Below are 15,260 nucleotides of genomic sequence, written 5' to 3'. Positions count from 1 at the left end.
TCAAAGATTTTACCTACGAATTTAGTCCCGATGACCGAGTTGGCATTATTGGTGGGAATGGCGTAGGGAAATCTACCCTAATGGATATTATTACTGGACGCATTCAGCCCGATGCTGGTAAAATAGAAATTGGTTCCACCATTTATATCGGTTACTTTGACCAGCATTCAGAAGATTTGCTCGAAGCTCTTAATCAAAATCAACGGGTAATTGATTACCTTAAAGACGTAGCAGAGTATGTGACAACCGCTGATGGCACATTGATCAGTGCCTCACAGATGCTGGAGCGTTTCTTATTTCCTCCCACCCAACAGTATGCACCAATTCATAAGCTTTCCGGTGGAGAGAAACGTCGCTTGTTTCTGTTGCAAGTACTGATGAGTTCTCCCAATGTACTTATTCTTGACGAGCCCACTAATGATTTAGATGTACAAACTCTAGCTGTACTGGAGGAGTATCTAGAGGGGTTTAATGGTTGTGTGATTATTGTCTCCCACGACCGCTATTTCCTAGACCGCAGCGTAGATAAAATCTTTGCCTTTGAATCTGAGGGTAAGGTACGCCAGTATCCTGGTAATTATTCCCTTTATATCGATTATAAGCGAGAAGAAGAAGCAAAACTAGCCCAACAGATGGCTCAGACTCAAGGGAAAAAGGCTGAATCCTCTAAGGTCGAGCCGTCCACTAAAAAATCATCGAGTAATAACAAACCCCGTCGGCTGTCTAATTGGGAAAGGCGGGAATTTGATCAACTCGAAAGTCAGATTCCCCAACTGGAAGCTCAGAAAGCTGAGTTGGAGAAAACCCTTTATCAATCTCCTCCCAAAAATACCAGTGAGGTCCAGGCACTTTATCAGACCTTGGAAGCCTTGACTCAGGAAATTGATACAGCAACTGAGCGTTGGATGGAGTTGGCGGAACGGGAATTTTAGATCACAACCGTTGCGATTGGCCTACGGCCACGCTACGGGATTGACCGTAGGTCACGCTACTTGAGGTGCATAATTTAGATCACCAGCGCTGTGATTATACCGTTGCGAGCCTACCGTTCCATACGCATAATTGAGGTGACAGCTGATCAACGTTCAATTGTTCGTCAGTGGTTTGGAGGTACTACCAGTCATGATGAATTTTTGTTACGATCACCAAAAACATCCTGGCTCGTAAACTCTATCACTAGACTTATTGCATAAATCATGTTTTTGCCTCCCTAGCCCCCCAAATCTGGGCAGGGGATAATGGGGGCTTGGCACCATTGATGCAAGAGGTCTACTGTAGGTGGCGGTTTCCGGGGATAATCTGCTGTAGATGGGAAAACTAAGAAGGACTAATGGTCAAAGGAACAGGGGAATCCCTGTCAACCAAACTTCTGTAGTCTCGCGCTTAAACGCCAATAAAGCGGTACAAATCGGGATTTAACACCTCAAAACGGACATGGACATTTTTGTAGCGCTAGGGTAAGATGGAGAAGTAAGAAACAGCAGTTAATGATGCCAAGAAAGTTGGGGACAACCAAGAAAATATCGACTCAAGTCGTTCCCGTAGTGGGAATGAATAATTCGGTCAAGCAAGAGTGGTTCTCTACGATCAAGAAGCTAGGCATCGTTAGAGCCGAGTCTTACAACAAGCTAGGTAGCATTAGCCATTGGGGGATGGATTGGAAAAAGGCTATCCCCGAGATCAAAAGCTTTAGGACTCCTGAAACCCTGGGCTTACCGGCTAAATTGATGGATTGGACGATCAACGATGTAGCCAAGGCAATCACAGCTCAGCAGGCAGCTTCCTCCGATGCTGTAATTAAAAAGATCTACAAAAGATTTCCCGGAAAAGAAAACGAAAAGTGTAGAAAAGAATATGCCACGCAGCTTAAAACCTTAGCTTTCCTGGAGAACCCACTACTTCACCGGCTTGTCAGGAAAGAATTTAAAAGAGGTCATTCTTGGGTTGACAATCAGATGGTTTATCAACAAGTAGGATACAAGTGCAAAAGACTTTCTCCTAATACATACCAGCTGGAAATAGCTGGATTAACGAGTAGAAAAAGAAACAAGATCGTTGTCAAAAGTAACAGAAAAGTAAAAGGTCAGATCAGACTGATATATAATAACCAGTCTCAACAATTTGAGATTCATTTCTTGGTTGACCATGGAAGAGTCGAATCTGTTCGAAGACCTCGCGAGATAGGAGTAGACAAAGGTTACACAGAAGCCTTCTATGATTCGGAAGGCAAGGCTCATGGGAAAGGCTTAGGAGTCTTGCTAAGCAAGAAATCAGATAGAATATGTGCCAAGAACCGAAAAAGAGGAAAGCTTTGGGCACTTCATAGAAAATTAGAAAAGTTAGACCCAGCTAAATCAGCTCGAATATTAAGAAATAATCTGAGCAGAAAAACCGAGAACAAACGTTACAAGCAAGATCAATCAGAAATACAGTCAGTACTCGGAGCTGCCTCCAAGTCACTAGTTGGAGGAAGAGCGTTAAAAGTTTTTGCAGAAGATTTAACACAACCAATTAAGAATAAGCGCCAGTCGTTGGCCATGTCTCGCAAGCTCAATAGCTGGATGATTGGACAGATGCGAGACTCCCTGCAAAAATGGGCTGACTGGACTGGCTCGGTTGTCACGGAAGTTCAGCCTAGTTACACGTCGCAAATTGACTCCAGGAATGGAACCCTATTAGGGAAAAGGACTGGGGACAGTTTTACCGGATTTGATGGGGTCGTGTTGCCGGCTGACCACAATGCTGCCAAGAACATCCTTGCGAGGGGTACGGACTTCGAGATTTCTCGGTTCTCTTCTAGGACTGAGGTTCAGGCCGTGTTGTTGCGTCGTACCGCGCGTTTCTTGAAAGGGTTGGGATTGAGTCTAGCTGATGCAGTTGAGCTTGGTTGGCTTAACTCCAAACATAGTAAGACTCAGGCTTTCAAGCAACTCCTCATCGAGATGTGAGGAACGTCCAGATAGCTGGGTGGTAGGTTTAACTCCAATTACCGTCTAACCACTCCTCACTCGGACAACAATAAATTGTACCTTGACCGTTAAATCCGGGTTTATCCCGATTAATCACGGTTTAAGAGTATCTCAACCCGACAGCAACTTGGGATCAGGAATAAAAGTCCCCAGCTAAAATTTTCCTTGGAGACATCTTAATGCTGCGACTCGAACAAATTAGTAAAGTATACCCCACTGGCGAAGTTCTAAAGGATGTCAACTGGGAAGTTAAACCAGGCGATCGCATTGGCTTAGTTGGCGTCAATGGTGCCGGGAAATCTACCCAACTGAAAATTATTGCTGGAGAGATGGAACCCACCAGCGGCGTTGTTATCCGTCCTGCCAGTCTTCATATCGCTTACCTCACCCAAGAATTTGAAGTAGACCCAACCCGCACGGTCTCAGCAGAATTCTGGACGGTATTTAAGGAAGCTAACCACGTACACTCCGAAATGCTACAAGTCCAAAACGCCATGGAAATGGCTGATGAAGCAGAATTGGAAGGGCTGATTAGAAAACTAGATAGGTTGCAGCGCCAATTTGAAGCCCTCGATGGTTATGGCTTACAAGCAAAAATTGACAAGATCTTGCCGGAGATGGGATTTGAGCCAGAGGATAGCGATCGCTTAGTGAGTGCTTTCAGTGGTGGCTGGCAAATGCGCATGAGTTTAGGCAAAATCCTGCTCCAGAAGCCAGACGTCCTACTAATGGACGAGCCGACTAACCATCTTGACTTGGAAACCATCGAATGGTTAGAAAAGTATCTCAAGGGTCTGAAGACCCCAATGGTAATAGTATCTCACGACCGGGAGTTTCTTGACCGCCTCTGTACCCAAATTGTAGAAACCGAACGGGGTGTCTCGACTACCTACCTAGGCAATTACTCAGCTTATCTCCAGCAGAAAGCCGAGATGCAGGCAGCTCAACTGAGTAGCTACGAGCGTCAACAAAAGGAAATAGAAAAGCAGCAAGCCTTTATTGAGCGTTTCCGTGCTAGTGCAACCCGGTCTACCCAAGCCAAAAGCCGAGAGAAACAATTAGAAAAAACTGAACGGATAGAAGCCCCAACTGCTAATCTCAAAACTCTCAAATTCCAATTCCCTCCTGCCCCTCGTAGTGGTTTTGAGGTAGTCAAAATCAAGGATTTAGTCCATGACTATGATGACAAGATTTTATTTCTGGGAGCAGACTTGTTGATTGAACGGGGCGATCGCATTGCCTTCATCGGTCCCAATGGTTGCGGTAAATCCACCTTACTCCGGATGATCATGGGAATGGAAAAGCCAACAGAAGGGATAGTAGGACTGGGCAAACACAATGTGATTCCTGGTTACTTTGAGCAGAATCAAGCAGAAGCCCTAGAATTGAGCAAAACGGTCATGGAAACCATCCATGATGAAGTCCCAGACTGGAAAAATCAGGAAGTGCGTACCCTATTGGGACGGTTTCTGTTTACTGGGGACACGGTATATAAAAAGGTTGAGTCCCTTAGTGGAGGCGAAAAAGCCCGCCTGGCCTTAGCCAAAATGCTCCTTTGTCCTGCTAATTTACTAATTCTGGATGAGCCGACTAATCACCTGGATATCCCAGCCAAAGAAATGTTGGAGGAAGCACTCGGTACCTATGATGGTACAGTAATTATTGTTTCCCACGACCGCTATTTTATCTCGAAAGTGGCCAAAAAAATAGTGGAAATCCGGGATGGCGAATTCTGTACCTATCTGGGAGATTACCACTACTATCTTGAAAAGATTGCCCAGGAAAAAGAAGAAGCTCGGTTAAAAGCGATCGCTGCGGCCAAAGCGGCTAAAAAAGCGGCAAATGCTAGCAAAAAGACTAAAAAGACCAAAAAGAAAGCTGCTGCTAAACAAAAGTAACAACAAAAGTAACATATAGCAGTTTTCAATACCCAATTGAGAACTGCTATATTACCTATTACCGATTAAAATTACCGATTAAAAGCTTATTGCTTAAGTGCTGAGGAGTCAACTATATTGCTGGTTAATCTCTGCAATACCTGATCAATATCGTTCAAATCACCGACAATCCGCCGGACAGGCTCGGGCCATACTCTGAGTAGTGTCGGTGTAGCTGAGATCTGATCACTTTCTGCGAGTTCTGGGTGCTTGAAAACATCAATAATTTTTAGGGTATAGGGATGACCTAAATGATTCTCTAACAACTGGTATAGACTCTTGAGAGTATACTCAGTTTCTGTACTATGTCCGCAAACGAACAAACGCAGGACATAGCTATGGGTAGGTTGTGCCTGGGAGTGAGACACATCAGGCAGGGACATCCTGGATAAAGAATCAGGTTTGGTGACATCGGTGACAGTCAGTGAGTCTGTACTATCAGTGGCAGACTTAGATAAACCCGGCAGCTTTTCAATAGCTCTCAAATGCTGCTGAGGTGACCATCTCCCAGAGTTTTGATTAGTAACCCTTTCTGGCAAAACCTCTTCTGTATCGTAGTAGGATAATGGCTCTGGGCGGTCAATGCGCAGGATCAAGTCGTGGTTTTCCCAAAGTTGGGGAAACTGATTGCGATAAGTTTCTAGCACCGCCGGGTCACAGGACTCTTCCTCCCAAGGGGCTACTTGCCAAATCAGGTTGTCAGTGCCAAATACGGCATTTAACAATGCCTGATGATGTTGCACCAACCAATGAATTTCTGCTGACATGCGCAACTGATTGGTTTGAGGGTCAATCCACCGATCAATGGTAGCAGTATATCCGGGGACTAAAAAATGAGGTGGCTCTGGTAACCCCAGTATTTCCTGTAAACTCGCACACAGATGCAGGTGCCAGTGACTCTGCTTATTAAAGTCAATGCTATACACTAGATCTTCCCCTGGTGTAAATATAGCAATACCTTTAAACAGTTGGGGCGAGGGGGTTTCATCCAGCATATGCTAGTACTATGTCAATTTAGTTTTGATGGTCAAGGTGTTACGGTAATGGTGTGATATCATGTCCGTTTGAATACTTACACTTTGGTAAATCGAAGGCAGAGGGCAGAAGGCAGCTTTGCTGAAGGAAAGGAGTAAGGTTTGAAGGGAGAAGGTTTTTCATCACTAATTATCCGGACATGATATTAGGGGTTAGGTTTTAGGGGTTAAGTCAGTATCCCTAATTCCTAATCCCTATACAAGCCTGCCTAATCCCTAAATCCGACCGCGCAACATCATTGCAATCTCGTTGGGAGTGGGTGACTTTTCCAAGGCAGTTTCCTCAGTAATACGCCCCTCTTGGTAAAGAGCGAACAAGGATTTATTTACGGTAACCATACCGTCAAATTCACTGTCCGCCATCAGTTGTTCAATTTCTTCGTATTTGCCCTTGAGGATGTAATCCTTAATGGATTCAGTATTAATCAGGATGTCATGAAAAGCAGCACGCTTGCCATCGGTAGTACGGCACAACCCTTGGGAAATGACTCCTACTAGGGCTTCTGATATGGACACCCGCATGGGAGCCTGTTCTTCTGGATTGTAGAGATTGAGAATCCGCTCAATGGTTTTCACGGCACTGTTGGTATGCAAAGTACCCATGACCAAGTGACCAGTTTGAGCAGCTTTCAGAGCTGTATTGACTGTTTCTCGATCTCGCATTTCCCCAATCAGAATCACATCGGGGTCTTCCCGCAAAGCGGCTTTCAACGCCCGGTCAAATTTACGGGTATGCATTCCTACTTCCCGCTGTTTAACCAGAGATTTTCGACTTTGGTGGATAAATTCAATGGGGTCTTCAATGGTAATTATATGCCGCGCCATCTCTTTGTTCATATAGTCTATCATTGCGGCCATGCTGGTAGATTTTCCGGAACCTGTGGGACCGGTGACCAAAATGAGACCTTTATGGTAATGACAGACATCTTTCAGGATTGGTGGCAACCGCAACTGCTCAAGGGTCAATATCTTCAGGGGAATAATCCGCAAGACCATGGCAGGACCAAGAAGGCTATCGAAGACATTAATCCTTACCCGACTAAACTCGTACTGAGTTGCCCCATCAAATTCCAACTCTTCTCTAAAGCGCCGGATTTCTTCATCAGTCATTACTTCCTTGAGCCAACAGTTAAATGTTGCGTGATCGGTGAGTGGATATTCGGTTGGCTCCATTTCACCGCGACTCCGGAAACGGGGAGTTTCACCAACACCTAGATGAATATCAGACACTCCTTTCTCAAAAGCCTCACGGACAATGCTTTCTAAGCTTGACTGTCCAGGGGGCAGACCGATGCTATGGGGTGTCTGCTGGTGCTGATTGGCGGATGGTTTTGCTTGGACGTTAGTGGCTGAATTCTGAGCTGCTGTGGCCACAGGCCGAGGGCGTGAGGCTACTGCGGCACCGGCTTGACTGCTTCTTGGAGCCATGGCTCTTGGTTGTGCAGGTCTCGATTGATTGGCTTGAGCAGATACTGGTCTAGACGCTATATTCGAAGGCGGTGGTGCTGGTGCAATCCGGGGTGAACGCTGTGGGTCTGTCATCTTTCAACTACCAACTACAGTTGGGCTACGAGAATTTATTTTACAAACTCTTACATTAAGTTTTCCCAACAGTTAGGGTTGAGTATAACTTATAACAGTTCTACCTTAGGTAAGGGATTTTCGTCCTGGGTTAATGGGAGTCGGGAGTCGGGAGCGGTGCGACCCGTGGCGAATTTAATTACGGGTCAAGCGCACCGAGGGAGTCGGGAGTCGGGGTAAGAAAATTGAGTGTACCTGATAAGTATGAGAAACGCTATAGACCAATTTCATTTCTTCGAGCTATAAATGGTGAGGAGGTGATGTGTTTATAGGACTATGTATGTTTTGAAATTCGTCAGCTGTCACCATCTAATTGTTTGTTATTGTTTGTGATTGTTTCTTTTTGAGTAAGCAGGAAAAGCTCTAAAACCCTCTCCCCTGCTCAAGACCAGATTTAAGATCACCTTGAGGGCGGGGCGCAAGCCGTCAGGGCGCAAGCAAAGGGCCCCATTGATTCAAAGCACCCCTAAGATTAGGGTTGAGCAAGGGACGGGGGGGAAAGTCCTAATCACAAATACCTAATATGAGTAATTATCCTTAATTATCAGTAATTATGCTTAATATTAGAAAACTATTCAATTTGGATAAAAAATATTAAGCAAAGTATAATAAATGTTAAGCAAATCGGAGTCAACCCCTCACCCATCCTGATCCGATTCGGTGACCCTAGTTCCCTTTCTTGTTCTTGCGACTCTATAACTTATCTCTATAACTGATTCGGTCTATATAACTCTAACTATAACCCTATAACTGATTGGGTCTATATCTTCGGTCCATGTATCAGCGATCAAAAATTGCTTCATCTGTCTAATGGTAGATTATGGGTCTGTCTTAAGATAACCAATAATTTCCGGCTTTTAACGATTGTAACAATTTTGATACATAGGTCGGACGAGTTGACTGTAAACTTTTTTGACAAAAGGTTCATCTTCATCAAAATTTTACCTATACTGAAACTCACCTAGAAAATTTCCAATCAAAGAATTTACTCAAAGACAGACCCTGTCAATGAATGACAGACACTGTCAATTCATTTTTTTAATGATTACTGGAGAAAACACCATGGCATTAACCACAAGTCAAAGCTTGACACAAACTGATTCATTAGCAGTGGTCAAAAGCTTTTTAATTTGGGCATTTACCTTGGCAGTTTGCTTACTGGTTGTCGGTTTTCCGTTGATTGTATTGATGGTGACCACCGGCGCTCTGTTAGCGATCGCTCTACAATCGATTCTGCCGGTTAGTGCTGTATTACTAGTAGCAGGTAGTATGATTGGAGTAAATGTTTTAGCAGTGATATTAGGTGCAGGAGTCTTAACCTTTAAGGGGGTTCATCCTCAGGAAGTTCGTTGGTTAAATTGGCTACATGGCGAGCCTGATCTGATCCAGACTCCCGTTTATGCGGCTTGCCCCCTCACCTGTAACATTATCAGGTAACATGATCAGATAGTCACATAGAAGGTTTGTGAGCTGACCCAAGTCTCGGAATGTTAATAATTGATGACCTTCTAGGATCTCAAAAAAGGGTACAAGGTGTGGGAGTGTTTTCTCTTTTCCGTCTAAAGGTCATCAAGGGTCAGCACCCTGCCCGTTCATAGACGGGGCTTCCAAACATTCCACGATTTTTTGTAATAAAGCCAAGCTTTGGTAAGTTGATTGGTTTTTCAGCAATTTTCCCGGTCTTGACCGGGTTTTTTGATGAGAACATTCAAGAGTATCCTACGAAGGTTGAAGGTTGCAGGTTGCAGGTTGCAGGTTGCAGGTTGCAGGTTGAAGGTTGAAGGTTGAAGGTTGGTTGACGGTTGCAGGTTGAAGGTTGAAGGTTGGTTGACGGTTGCAGGTGAAGGTGCTGGGTGAAGGTTGCAGGTTGCGAAGGTTGTCGAAGGTTGTCAAAAGGTTGGTCAAAGGTTAACGGTTGCTTCGCTACCAATTACCATTCTCCTCATCTCCTCATCTGGCCAGATGGCCAGATGGCCAGATGGCCAGATGGGGGAGATTTTTATTGGGTGCATCTCATATTTGTAAAAAAGATCGGAAGTGTGGGAAGTGTGGGGCCCGGGCGCGGGGAGTGTGAGGAGTGTGGGAATTTTCGCCCGAATTTTTGCCTAATTGCAAAAGTGATGCAGCTTCGGAACAGGGGAGGCAGCGCCGCCAAAGGGGGTTCCCCCCACTCGCGCTTTGCCGTGGTTTCCCCCACTCGCGCTTTGCATCAAGACACTGAGATGCACCCTTTTTATTAAGGGTAATTATCCCGACATAATATAACAATCAATTTCAGTACTTAAAAAATCAAATATTATCACTGTTCCCTGTTTCCTACCTTGATAAGTAAATTTTTAACTTGGGGCAATCACTAAGTTTATACTGCCATGATCCAGATTTAAGCTACTAGCTAAAAAAACTACCATTCTAATCGTTATATTTTAAATAATTATTAACTTTTATGTAAATTACCTTGATTTTTTTGATTTTATTGTTGACAAGAATAGTAGCCATTGGTTATACTATAATCATTGGAAAAAGAGCCGCGATCATCGGCCACCAACCTGGAAGCGCGGCTCTCCCCCCCAAGTTAAATGGAGGTAACTCTATCATGCCAAAAAAACGATTCGTTTATCATCCCATCGATTATCACGAAGCTTTCGCATAGCGTGTGCGTAGCACAATGGAGCGCCTGGAACAGCTTGCACAACAGAGGGAGTTAAAGGGCGAGTATTCCTATCCCTATCCCATTACCGAGCGCGAGCAAATCTTGATCCGACTTTACAGTTACTCCGAATTGGGTATGACACCGCAACGGTTTTACAATAAGTGGGACTTGAGTCGGGAAGATATGGCTTTAATCTGCTCTTGTTCCGTTCACACCGTTAACGGCTGGTTTAACACCAGTCGTCGCTGTTACCCTCCCACTCCTGGTCACTTGCGCCATCTGGCCATTATGGATCTCTTGTTGGAGGATTTCGAGACAATTCCTAAACCGTTATTGGAGCGATTGTTGTCGAAGGGTCTTGAAGGCAGAATGTAGAATTAAGAATGTAGAATTAAGAATGTAGAAGGTAGAATGTAGAATTAAGAATGTAGAATTAAGAATGTAGAATTAAGAATGTAGAATTAAGAATGTAGAATTAAACACCTACACAGAATTAATTACCTACTCTCAATTTCTGTAATCCTGACATTGTAAGGTTTTTAATTTTGTGAAATGTGTAATCAATTTTGTATACCTGCTTACAAATTCTAAATTATAAATTCTACATTCTAAATTAGAATCTATTCCCATGGTTTTATTTTCACAATTAAAATAGGGATGCTAGACTGGATTTAATGTAACCTAAAATGACTCTCCCAAGGTTTTCGACTTTGGGAGTATTTACTTGCTGTTAAGCAATTTACTATATTTCATAATACTTATCAAGCCTTTTTGAAACCTTATTGATAATAGATAGCAGTTATCAATAAGGTGAGGTAAATCAGTTAAGAATTTTAGTAAATCAGGTAACAGGTAAAAAATCCTGTATACTTGATTACTATCAGAACTAGCGTAACTTTGCTAATTTCTCTTGAGCAAATTCCCGCAGTTTAGGATCGGGGTCATGCTCTGCTCTATTTTTCAATAAAGACCGGGTTTGGGAATGGTTAGGATAATATTTCAGGATGGCCTGAAGGGCTACTTGTCGAGGATTGACATTGTCGTAATCCTCGTCTTGATCACGCTCAAAGGGGTCATGGAGAATGCGATGCTCTGAAAGAGCCGCTACGCGAACGCATAAAAATTCCCATAACCAAGGCTGATCGTGCCAAGCTTGAGCTAACTGTTCAATTGCTGTACTTCGCAGCCAGGAATCTTTATCAGAACGAACCGATTCTTGAAGTATGGCTAAGGTATCTGGGTGGTCTTGGTAACCTTGAGCTAACTGTTCAATTGCTGTAAGTCGCACCGACGAATTTTTATCAGAGCGAGCGGATTGTTGAAGTAGGGCTAAGGTATCTCGGTGGTCTTGGTAAGCTTGAGCTAACTGTTCAAGTGCTGTACGTCGCACCCACGAAATCTGATCAGAGCGAGCGGATTCTTGAAGTAGGGGTAAGGTATCTGGGTGGTCTTGGTAACCTTGAGCTAATTGTTCAATTGCAATACCTCGCACCCACCAATGCTGATCAGAGCAAGCCGATACTTGAAGTAGGGGTAAAGTATCTCGATGGTCTTGGTAACATTGAGCTAACTGGTAAATTGCTGTACCTCGCACATCCGAATCAGTATCGGAGCGAGCCGATACTTGAAGTAGGGGTAAGGTATCTCGATGGTCTTGCCAATGGGTGGCTACTCCTACAACAGCTGTAGTGCGTATATAACGGACTAAGAATCCCTGATATTCATACTTTTTATAATCATAATTTAGATCATAGTGAATTAAGTCTTTGAAGCAATTCAGTAATTCAGTATCCGTTGATTTAATATCATACCGATTCCTGACTTCAGACAAACAATCCCCTGCCAGAAATAAATTATGAAACTTATCCCCTTCTCCATCTTTTGCCATCAAATACTCAATAATCTCTCCACCTTTCTTGGAATCAATCATGCCCACAATCAACTTGATCACTTCATGCCAAGATTCATCCTGCCAGTGTTTACCAAATACCTCGTTTTTCAAATGTTCTAGGGAAATTTCCTGTTTTTTTTCAAATTTACTGACAAATTCCCAAGCACAGAAATATTCCAAAAATGTCCGATGCACAAAGGCGTAGTAATCGGCTCCCATGAAACACAAGATAAAATTGCGGGTGCGCAACTGATTAATCATTACCTTAGCAACGGCTCTGGGATTAGTAACCTCCCGTAATTTCAGCTCATCTTTGATAATCCTTTCTAAATCCTCTCCACTAATCAGATTTCCCGCTAACCCTGCTTGATTTTCATGCATAAAATATGCCACTTTTCCAAGCATTTGTTGCTTATCTTTATAATCAATCGTCTTGGGATCAACACGATTATCTTCTAGTAATGCTCGTTCCACATCCCATTGATGGAGCAGTAATCGAGACGCTTGGTTGTAGAGTTCAGAGCGGTCACGAGGCAATTCTTGATTGCGGTTCAGGATTGCCATCATAGTTAATAATAGGGGATTTTGCGCCAGTTGTCGAATTGGAGGTGATGTGTCTATTGCTTTTTGTAAGCGCTCGCGTTTCCTAACTTTATCGGCTTGATTAGTAAAGGTTAACTCGTGCCAGTGCTCGATAAAGGTTTGAATTTGTTCTGACTCCAAGTCTTGGAGCATCACATGACGAAATTGAGCATTTCGTAGCCGTTGGGATTTATAACCAATGACGCGAGATGTAACAATTACTCTTACCTTAGGATAGGTATTGGTAAAGCGATGAATATCCGTAATCACATCTTCTCGTTTCCCTGGCTCAAAGACTTCATCCAAGCTATCAAACATCACTAATACGTTACCAGCCTTTAACTGGTGATGCAGTTGATGTTGATTGAGATGACATATCGCTCCACTGCTTTGATTGCAAAATTCCAAGAAGTTATTACACTGTCCACTATCGCGATTGCGGATATAGGTACGTAATTCAATCAGTAAGGGAATTGGTAGAGAAAGGGCAGTAGTCAGATCCGTTCTTGCCCAATTTAATGCTAAATATTGCAGCAAGGTAGATTTACCGGAGCCTGGGTCTCCTAAAACTACCAAATAGGGATAACCTTGAGACTCATTAATAACATCTAATACGGATTTAACCGGCTGTTGATGATAAATCTCTTTGGCTCGTTTCAACTCCTCTTTGTCAATTTCCTGATCTAGTTGACCACTCTCTAGGAGTTTTCGATAATAATCCTTAGGCAGTTCATGAATAGCTGACGGCATCAGGTCATGAACCTCTCGCACATTTTGAGGGATAAATATTTTCCAGAGTTTTAGTTCGTTATAGGCACAAGCATTGGTATCTAAACTATCTAAGCTCAGATTACCGTAGCGCTCTAGAAGTCCTTCTTGATAGGTGCTTAAGTCAAAGTCTGGGATAATGCCTGCGGTAGCGTTAGTGTTTTTTGCGATCGCGTAGCGTAGCCCTTCGGGCTAATCGCATCCAAGGTTTGGGAATCTCGGATAGGCCGTAACTGATCCGACTCCCGGATGATAGTGTGTACTTGCTTGAGATACTGTCTAGCAATATACTTCCAACGAAATTCTTCTGGTAATGGTAATAACTTAAGCTCAATCCAAGTCTTGGTTAATGTCTCGGTATCTATGTGTTGACAGCCATATTTAAACGCACTTCCTAGGATAGCTTTAATGGATTTGTTTTTAATATACTGCTTGAGGGGTTTAGTATACTGTTTTAATTCTTGCTTGGATAACTCAGCATCTTCCAATTCTCTTTCAACTAAGGCTACAAATTCTTTTAAAGCTTTACCGAAGAGTTTTTTCTGGGTATTTTGATCCGATAGTCCAGTATAGTCTTTGATGGATTCTTTGAAAAAATCTTTGGTGTAGTCTTCTAGAGCTTCTTTGGCCAAGGGACCGATCACTTCTTTGGCGAGATAGCCACCGGCACTAGAAATTCCCCAAACTGCTAACCAATCCAGCATGATATTGGTATTTGTTTTTTAGTTTATCTATTAGTATAGAGCAAAGGGAAAAGGGAGTAGGGAGTAGGGAGTAGGGAGTAGGGAGTAGGGAGTAGGGAACTTCGGATCTGGGAACAGCGGATCTGGGAACAGGGAGCACAGCTGATGGCTGACAGCTGACAGCTGACGGCTAAATGCTTACCGACAGTTGCTAAAATCAAAATCATGAGTCGGAAAAAATTGAGGTAATCTCATGTCTGTTGCCAAACCCTTATTTGAGCAGGTTATTCTCCCTCATCCGGCCAAAGAAACCCTGCCCACCATGTATGATTTACCCAGTGAAGATCCCGAGGAACCGGGTTTGCCTGACGAATTTCATCTTTGGCAACCACAACTGTGTAGTGAGACCTTTCGCCCTCCCAATTATGAGAGCGATCGCGTTTTTGTGGCCAGTGACTTAAATTTATATTATGACCCCAACCATACCGCTTGGTACAAACGACCGGATTGGTTTGCTGTAGTGGGGATTTCCCGATTTTACCAGGGACGAGAGCTCAGAATGAGTTATGTGATCTGGCAAGAAGACGTCAGACCAATTGTGGCCATAGAGTTGCTCTCTGCCAGCACCAAAGATCAAGACCTTGGTTACAGTGAACGAACGGGAGAACCACCAACGAAATGGGAAGTGTACGAGCAAATTTTAGCGATTCCCTACTATGTTACCTTTGACCGAGTCAGTAACGAATTACAACTTTTTAAGTTAGATGGCGGCAGCTATCAACCACAAACATTAGACAATTCCCAATTTTGGATGCCTGAGTTGCAATTGGGTTTAGGACTATGGCTTGGTCAATATCGGGGATTGAATCGGTTGTGGCTACGTTGGTATGATCAACAGGGAAATTGGATTCCTACTGAGGCAGAACTTGAACGTCTTCGAGCTGAACAGGAACGGCAACGAGCTGAACTGGCTCAACAACGAGCTGAACAGGAACGTCAAGAGAAGGAACTGGCTCAACAACGAGCTGAACAGGAACACCAACGAGCTGAACAGGAACACCAACGAGCTGAACAATTAGCAGAACGGTTACGACAGATGGGTATTAATCCCGATGAAATTTAACCCCTGTCTGAGTTGGTGGGTGTATCTCATTAAAGCTGTTTG

The 15,260-nt window shown here is 43.6% G+C and carries 13 protein-coding genes; 7 read left to right on the top strand and 6 right to left on the bottom strand.

The features are described from left to right. The 3 genes from LYNGBM3L_RS48100 to LYNGBM3L_RS31235 form a co-directional block, all read left to right on the top strand. Positions 1-932 (top strand): ATP-binding cassette domain-containing protein (locus LYNGBM3L_RS48100; protein ID WP_044495553.1); only part of this gene is annotated, 932 nt, incomplete at its 5' end. Between the two features lie 558 nt (positions 933-1,490). Then, complete coding sequence (locus LYNGBM3L_RS31240) at positions 1,491-2,948, top strand: zinc ribbon domain-containing protein (RefSeq protein WP_044495634.1); 1,458 nt, start codon at positions 1,491-1,493, stop codon at positions 2,946-2,948. A gap of 200 nt (positions 2,949-3,148) precedes the next feature. Further along, complete coding sequence (locus tag LYNGBM3L_RS31235) at positions 3,149-4,867, top strand: ABC-F family ATP-binding cassette domain-containing protein (protein ID WP_008190851.1); 1,719 nt, start codon at positions 3,149-3,151, stop codon at positions 4,865-4,867. Positions 4,868-4,953: 86 nt separating this feature from the next. Here the strand turns inward: LYNGBM3L_RS31235 and LYNGBM3L_RS31230 are convergent, their stop codons facing one another. Then, positions 4,954-5,901, bottom strand: coding sequence for a circadian clock KaiB family protein (locus LYNGBM3L_RS31230; RefSeq protein WP_008190849.1), 948 nt, complete (start codon positions 5,899-5,901; stop codon positions 4,954-4,956). A 255-nt stretch (positions 5,902-6,156) separates the two neighbouring features. Further along, a complete protein-coding gene (locus LYNGBM3L_RS31225) occupies positions 6,157-7,482 on the bottom strand; it encodes a type IV pilus twitching motility protein PilT (RefSeq protein WP_008190847.1) in 1,326 nt (441 codons plus the stop codon). Positions 7,483-7,560: 78 nt separating this feature from the next. Here LYNGBM3L_RS31225 and LYNGBM3L_RS44710 point away from each other — a divergent pair, with 78 nt between their 5' ends. Next, positions 7,561-7,701, top strand: a complete 141-nt coding sequence (locus LYNGBM3L_RS44710; RefSeq protein ID WP_154659978.1) for a hypothetical protein — start codon at positions 7,561-7,563, stop codon at positions 7,699-7,701. 882 nt (positions 7,702-8,583) lie between these two features. Next, positions 8,584-8,958: a hypothetical protein gene (locus tag LYNGBM3L_RS31220; RefSeq protein WP_044495632.1), complete on the top strand. Its 375-nt coding sequence runs from the start codon at positions 8,584-8,586 to the stop codon at positions 8,956-8,958. 271 nt (positions 8,959-9,229) lie between these two features. On the opposite strand, the gene LYNGBM3L_RS31215 is transcribed toward LYNGBM3L_RS31220, so the two are convergent. Beyond that, positions 9,230-9,451 carry a hypothetical protein gene (locus tag LYNGBM3L_RS31215; protein ID WP_008190841.1) on the bottom strand — a complete coding sequence of 74 codons (222 nt, stop codon included), beginning with the start codon at positions 9,449-9,451 and terminating at the stop codon, positions 9,230-9,232. A gap of 735 nt (positions 9,452-10,186) precedes the next feature. On the opposite strand from LYNGBM3L_RS31215, the gene LYNGBM3L_RS31205 reads away from it, so the two are divergent. Continuing rightward, the gene (locus LYNGBM3L_RS31205) at positions 10,187-10,546 is read left to right on the top strand and encodes a hypothetical protein (RefSeq protein ID WP_008190837.1); all 360 of its coding nucleotides are present in this window, start codon (positions 10,187-10,189) and stop codon (positions 10,544-10,546) included. A 511-nt stretch (positions 10,547-11,057) separates the two neighbouring features. Here the strand turns inward: LYNGBM3L_RS31205 and LYNGBM3L_RS31200 are convergent. Genes LYNGBM3L_RS31200 through LYNGBM3L_RS42270 form a run of 3 tightly spaced genes read right to left on the bottom strand, consistent with a single transcriptional unit; the run spans position 11,058 to position 14,322 of the window. Continuing rightward, positions 11,058-13,550: an NACHT domain-containing protein gene (locus tag LYNGBM3L_RS31200; RefSeq protein WP_411550863.1), complete on the bottom strand. Its 2,493-nt coding sequence runs from the start codon at positions 13,548-13,550 to the stop codon at positions 11,058-11,060. Then, positions 13,532-14,116 carry a hypothetical protein gene (locus LYNGBM3L_RS48095; protein ID WP_008190833.1) on the bottom strand — a complete coding sequence of 195 codons (585 nt, stop codon included), beginning with the start codon at positions 14,114-14,116 and terminating at the stop codon, positions 13,532-13,534. Before LYNGBM3L_RS48095 ends, LYNGBM3L_RS31200 begins: the two co-directional genes overlap by 19 nt. Positions 14,117-14,139: 23 nt before the next feature. Further along, positions 14,140-14,322 carry a hypothetical protein gene (locus LYNGBM3L_RS42270; RefSeq protein WP_131827218.1) on the bottom strand — a complete coding sequence of 61 codons (183 nt, stop codon included), beginning with the start codon at positions 14,320-14,322 and terminating at the stop codon, positions 14,140-14,142. 26 nt (positions 14,323-14,348) lie between these two features. Between LYNGBM3L_RS42270 and LYNGBM3L_RS31195 the strand changes: the two genes are divergently transcribed. Next, positions 14,349-15,218, top strand: a complete 870-nt coding sequence (locus tag LYNGBM3L_RS31195) for a Uma2 family endonuclease (protein WP_008190831.1) — start codon at positions 14,349-14,351, stop codon at positions 15,216-15,218. The last annotated feature ends 42 nt before the right edge of the window (positions 15,219-15,260 follow it).

It is taken from the genome of Moorena producens 3L (genome assembly GCF_000211815.1).
Lineage (GTDB): Bacteria > Cyanobacteriota > Cyanobacteriia > Cyanobacteriales > Coleofasciculaceae > Moorena > Moorena producens.
Note: the sequence above shows the minus strand (reverse complement) of the source record. Positions and strands in the feature narration are given on the sequence as shown.

Coding starts and splice junctions, on each gene's coding strand:
- LYNGBM3L_RS31240 (WP_044495634.1), top strand. CDS start 1,491: ATGCCAAGAAAGTTGGGGACAACCAAGAAAATATCGACTCAAGTCGTT.
- LYNGBM3L_RS31235 (WP_008190851.1), top strand. CDS start 3,149: ATGCTGCGACTCGAACAAATTAGTAAAGTATACCCCACTGGCGAAGTT.
- LYNGBM3L_RS31230 (WP_008190849.1), bottom strand. CDS start 5,901: ATGCTGGATGAAACCCCCTCGCCCCAACTGTTTAAAGGTATTGCTATA.
- LYNGBM3L_RS31225 (WP_008190847.1), bottom strand. CDS start 7,482: ATGACAGACCCACAGCGTTCACCCCGGATTGCACCAGCACCACCGCCT.
- LYNGBM3L_RS31220 (WP_044495632.1), top strand. CDS start 8,584: ATGGCATTAACCACAAGTCAAAGCTTGACACAAACTGATTCATTAGCA.
- LYNGBM3L_RS31205 (WP_008190837.1), top strand. CDS start 10,187: ATGGAGCGCCTGGAACAGCTTGCACAACAGAGGGAGTTAAAGGGCGAG.
- LYNGBM3L_RS48095 (WP_008190833.1), bottom strand. CDS start 14,116: ATGCTGGATTGGTTAGCAGTTTGGGGAATTTCTAGTGCCGGTGGCTAT.
- LYNGBM3L_RS42270 (WP_131827218.1), bottom strand. CDS start 14,322: ATGATTTTGATTTTAGCAACTGTCGGTAAGCATTTAGCCGTCAGCTGT.
- LYNGBM3L_RS31195 (WP_008190831.1), top strand. CDS start 14,349: ATGTCTGTTGCCAAACCCTTATTTGAGCAGGTTATTCTCCCTCATCCG.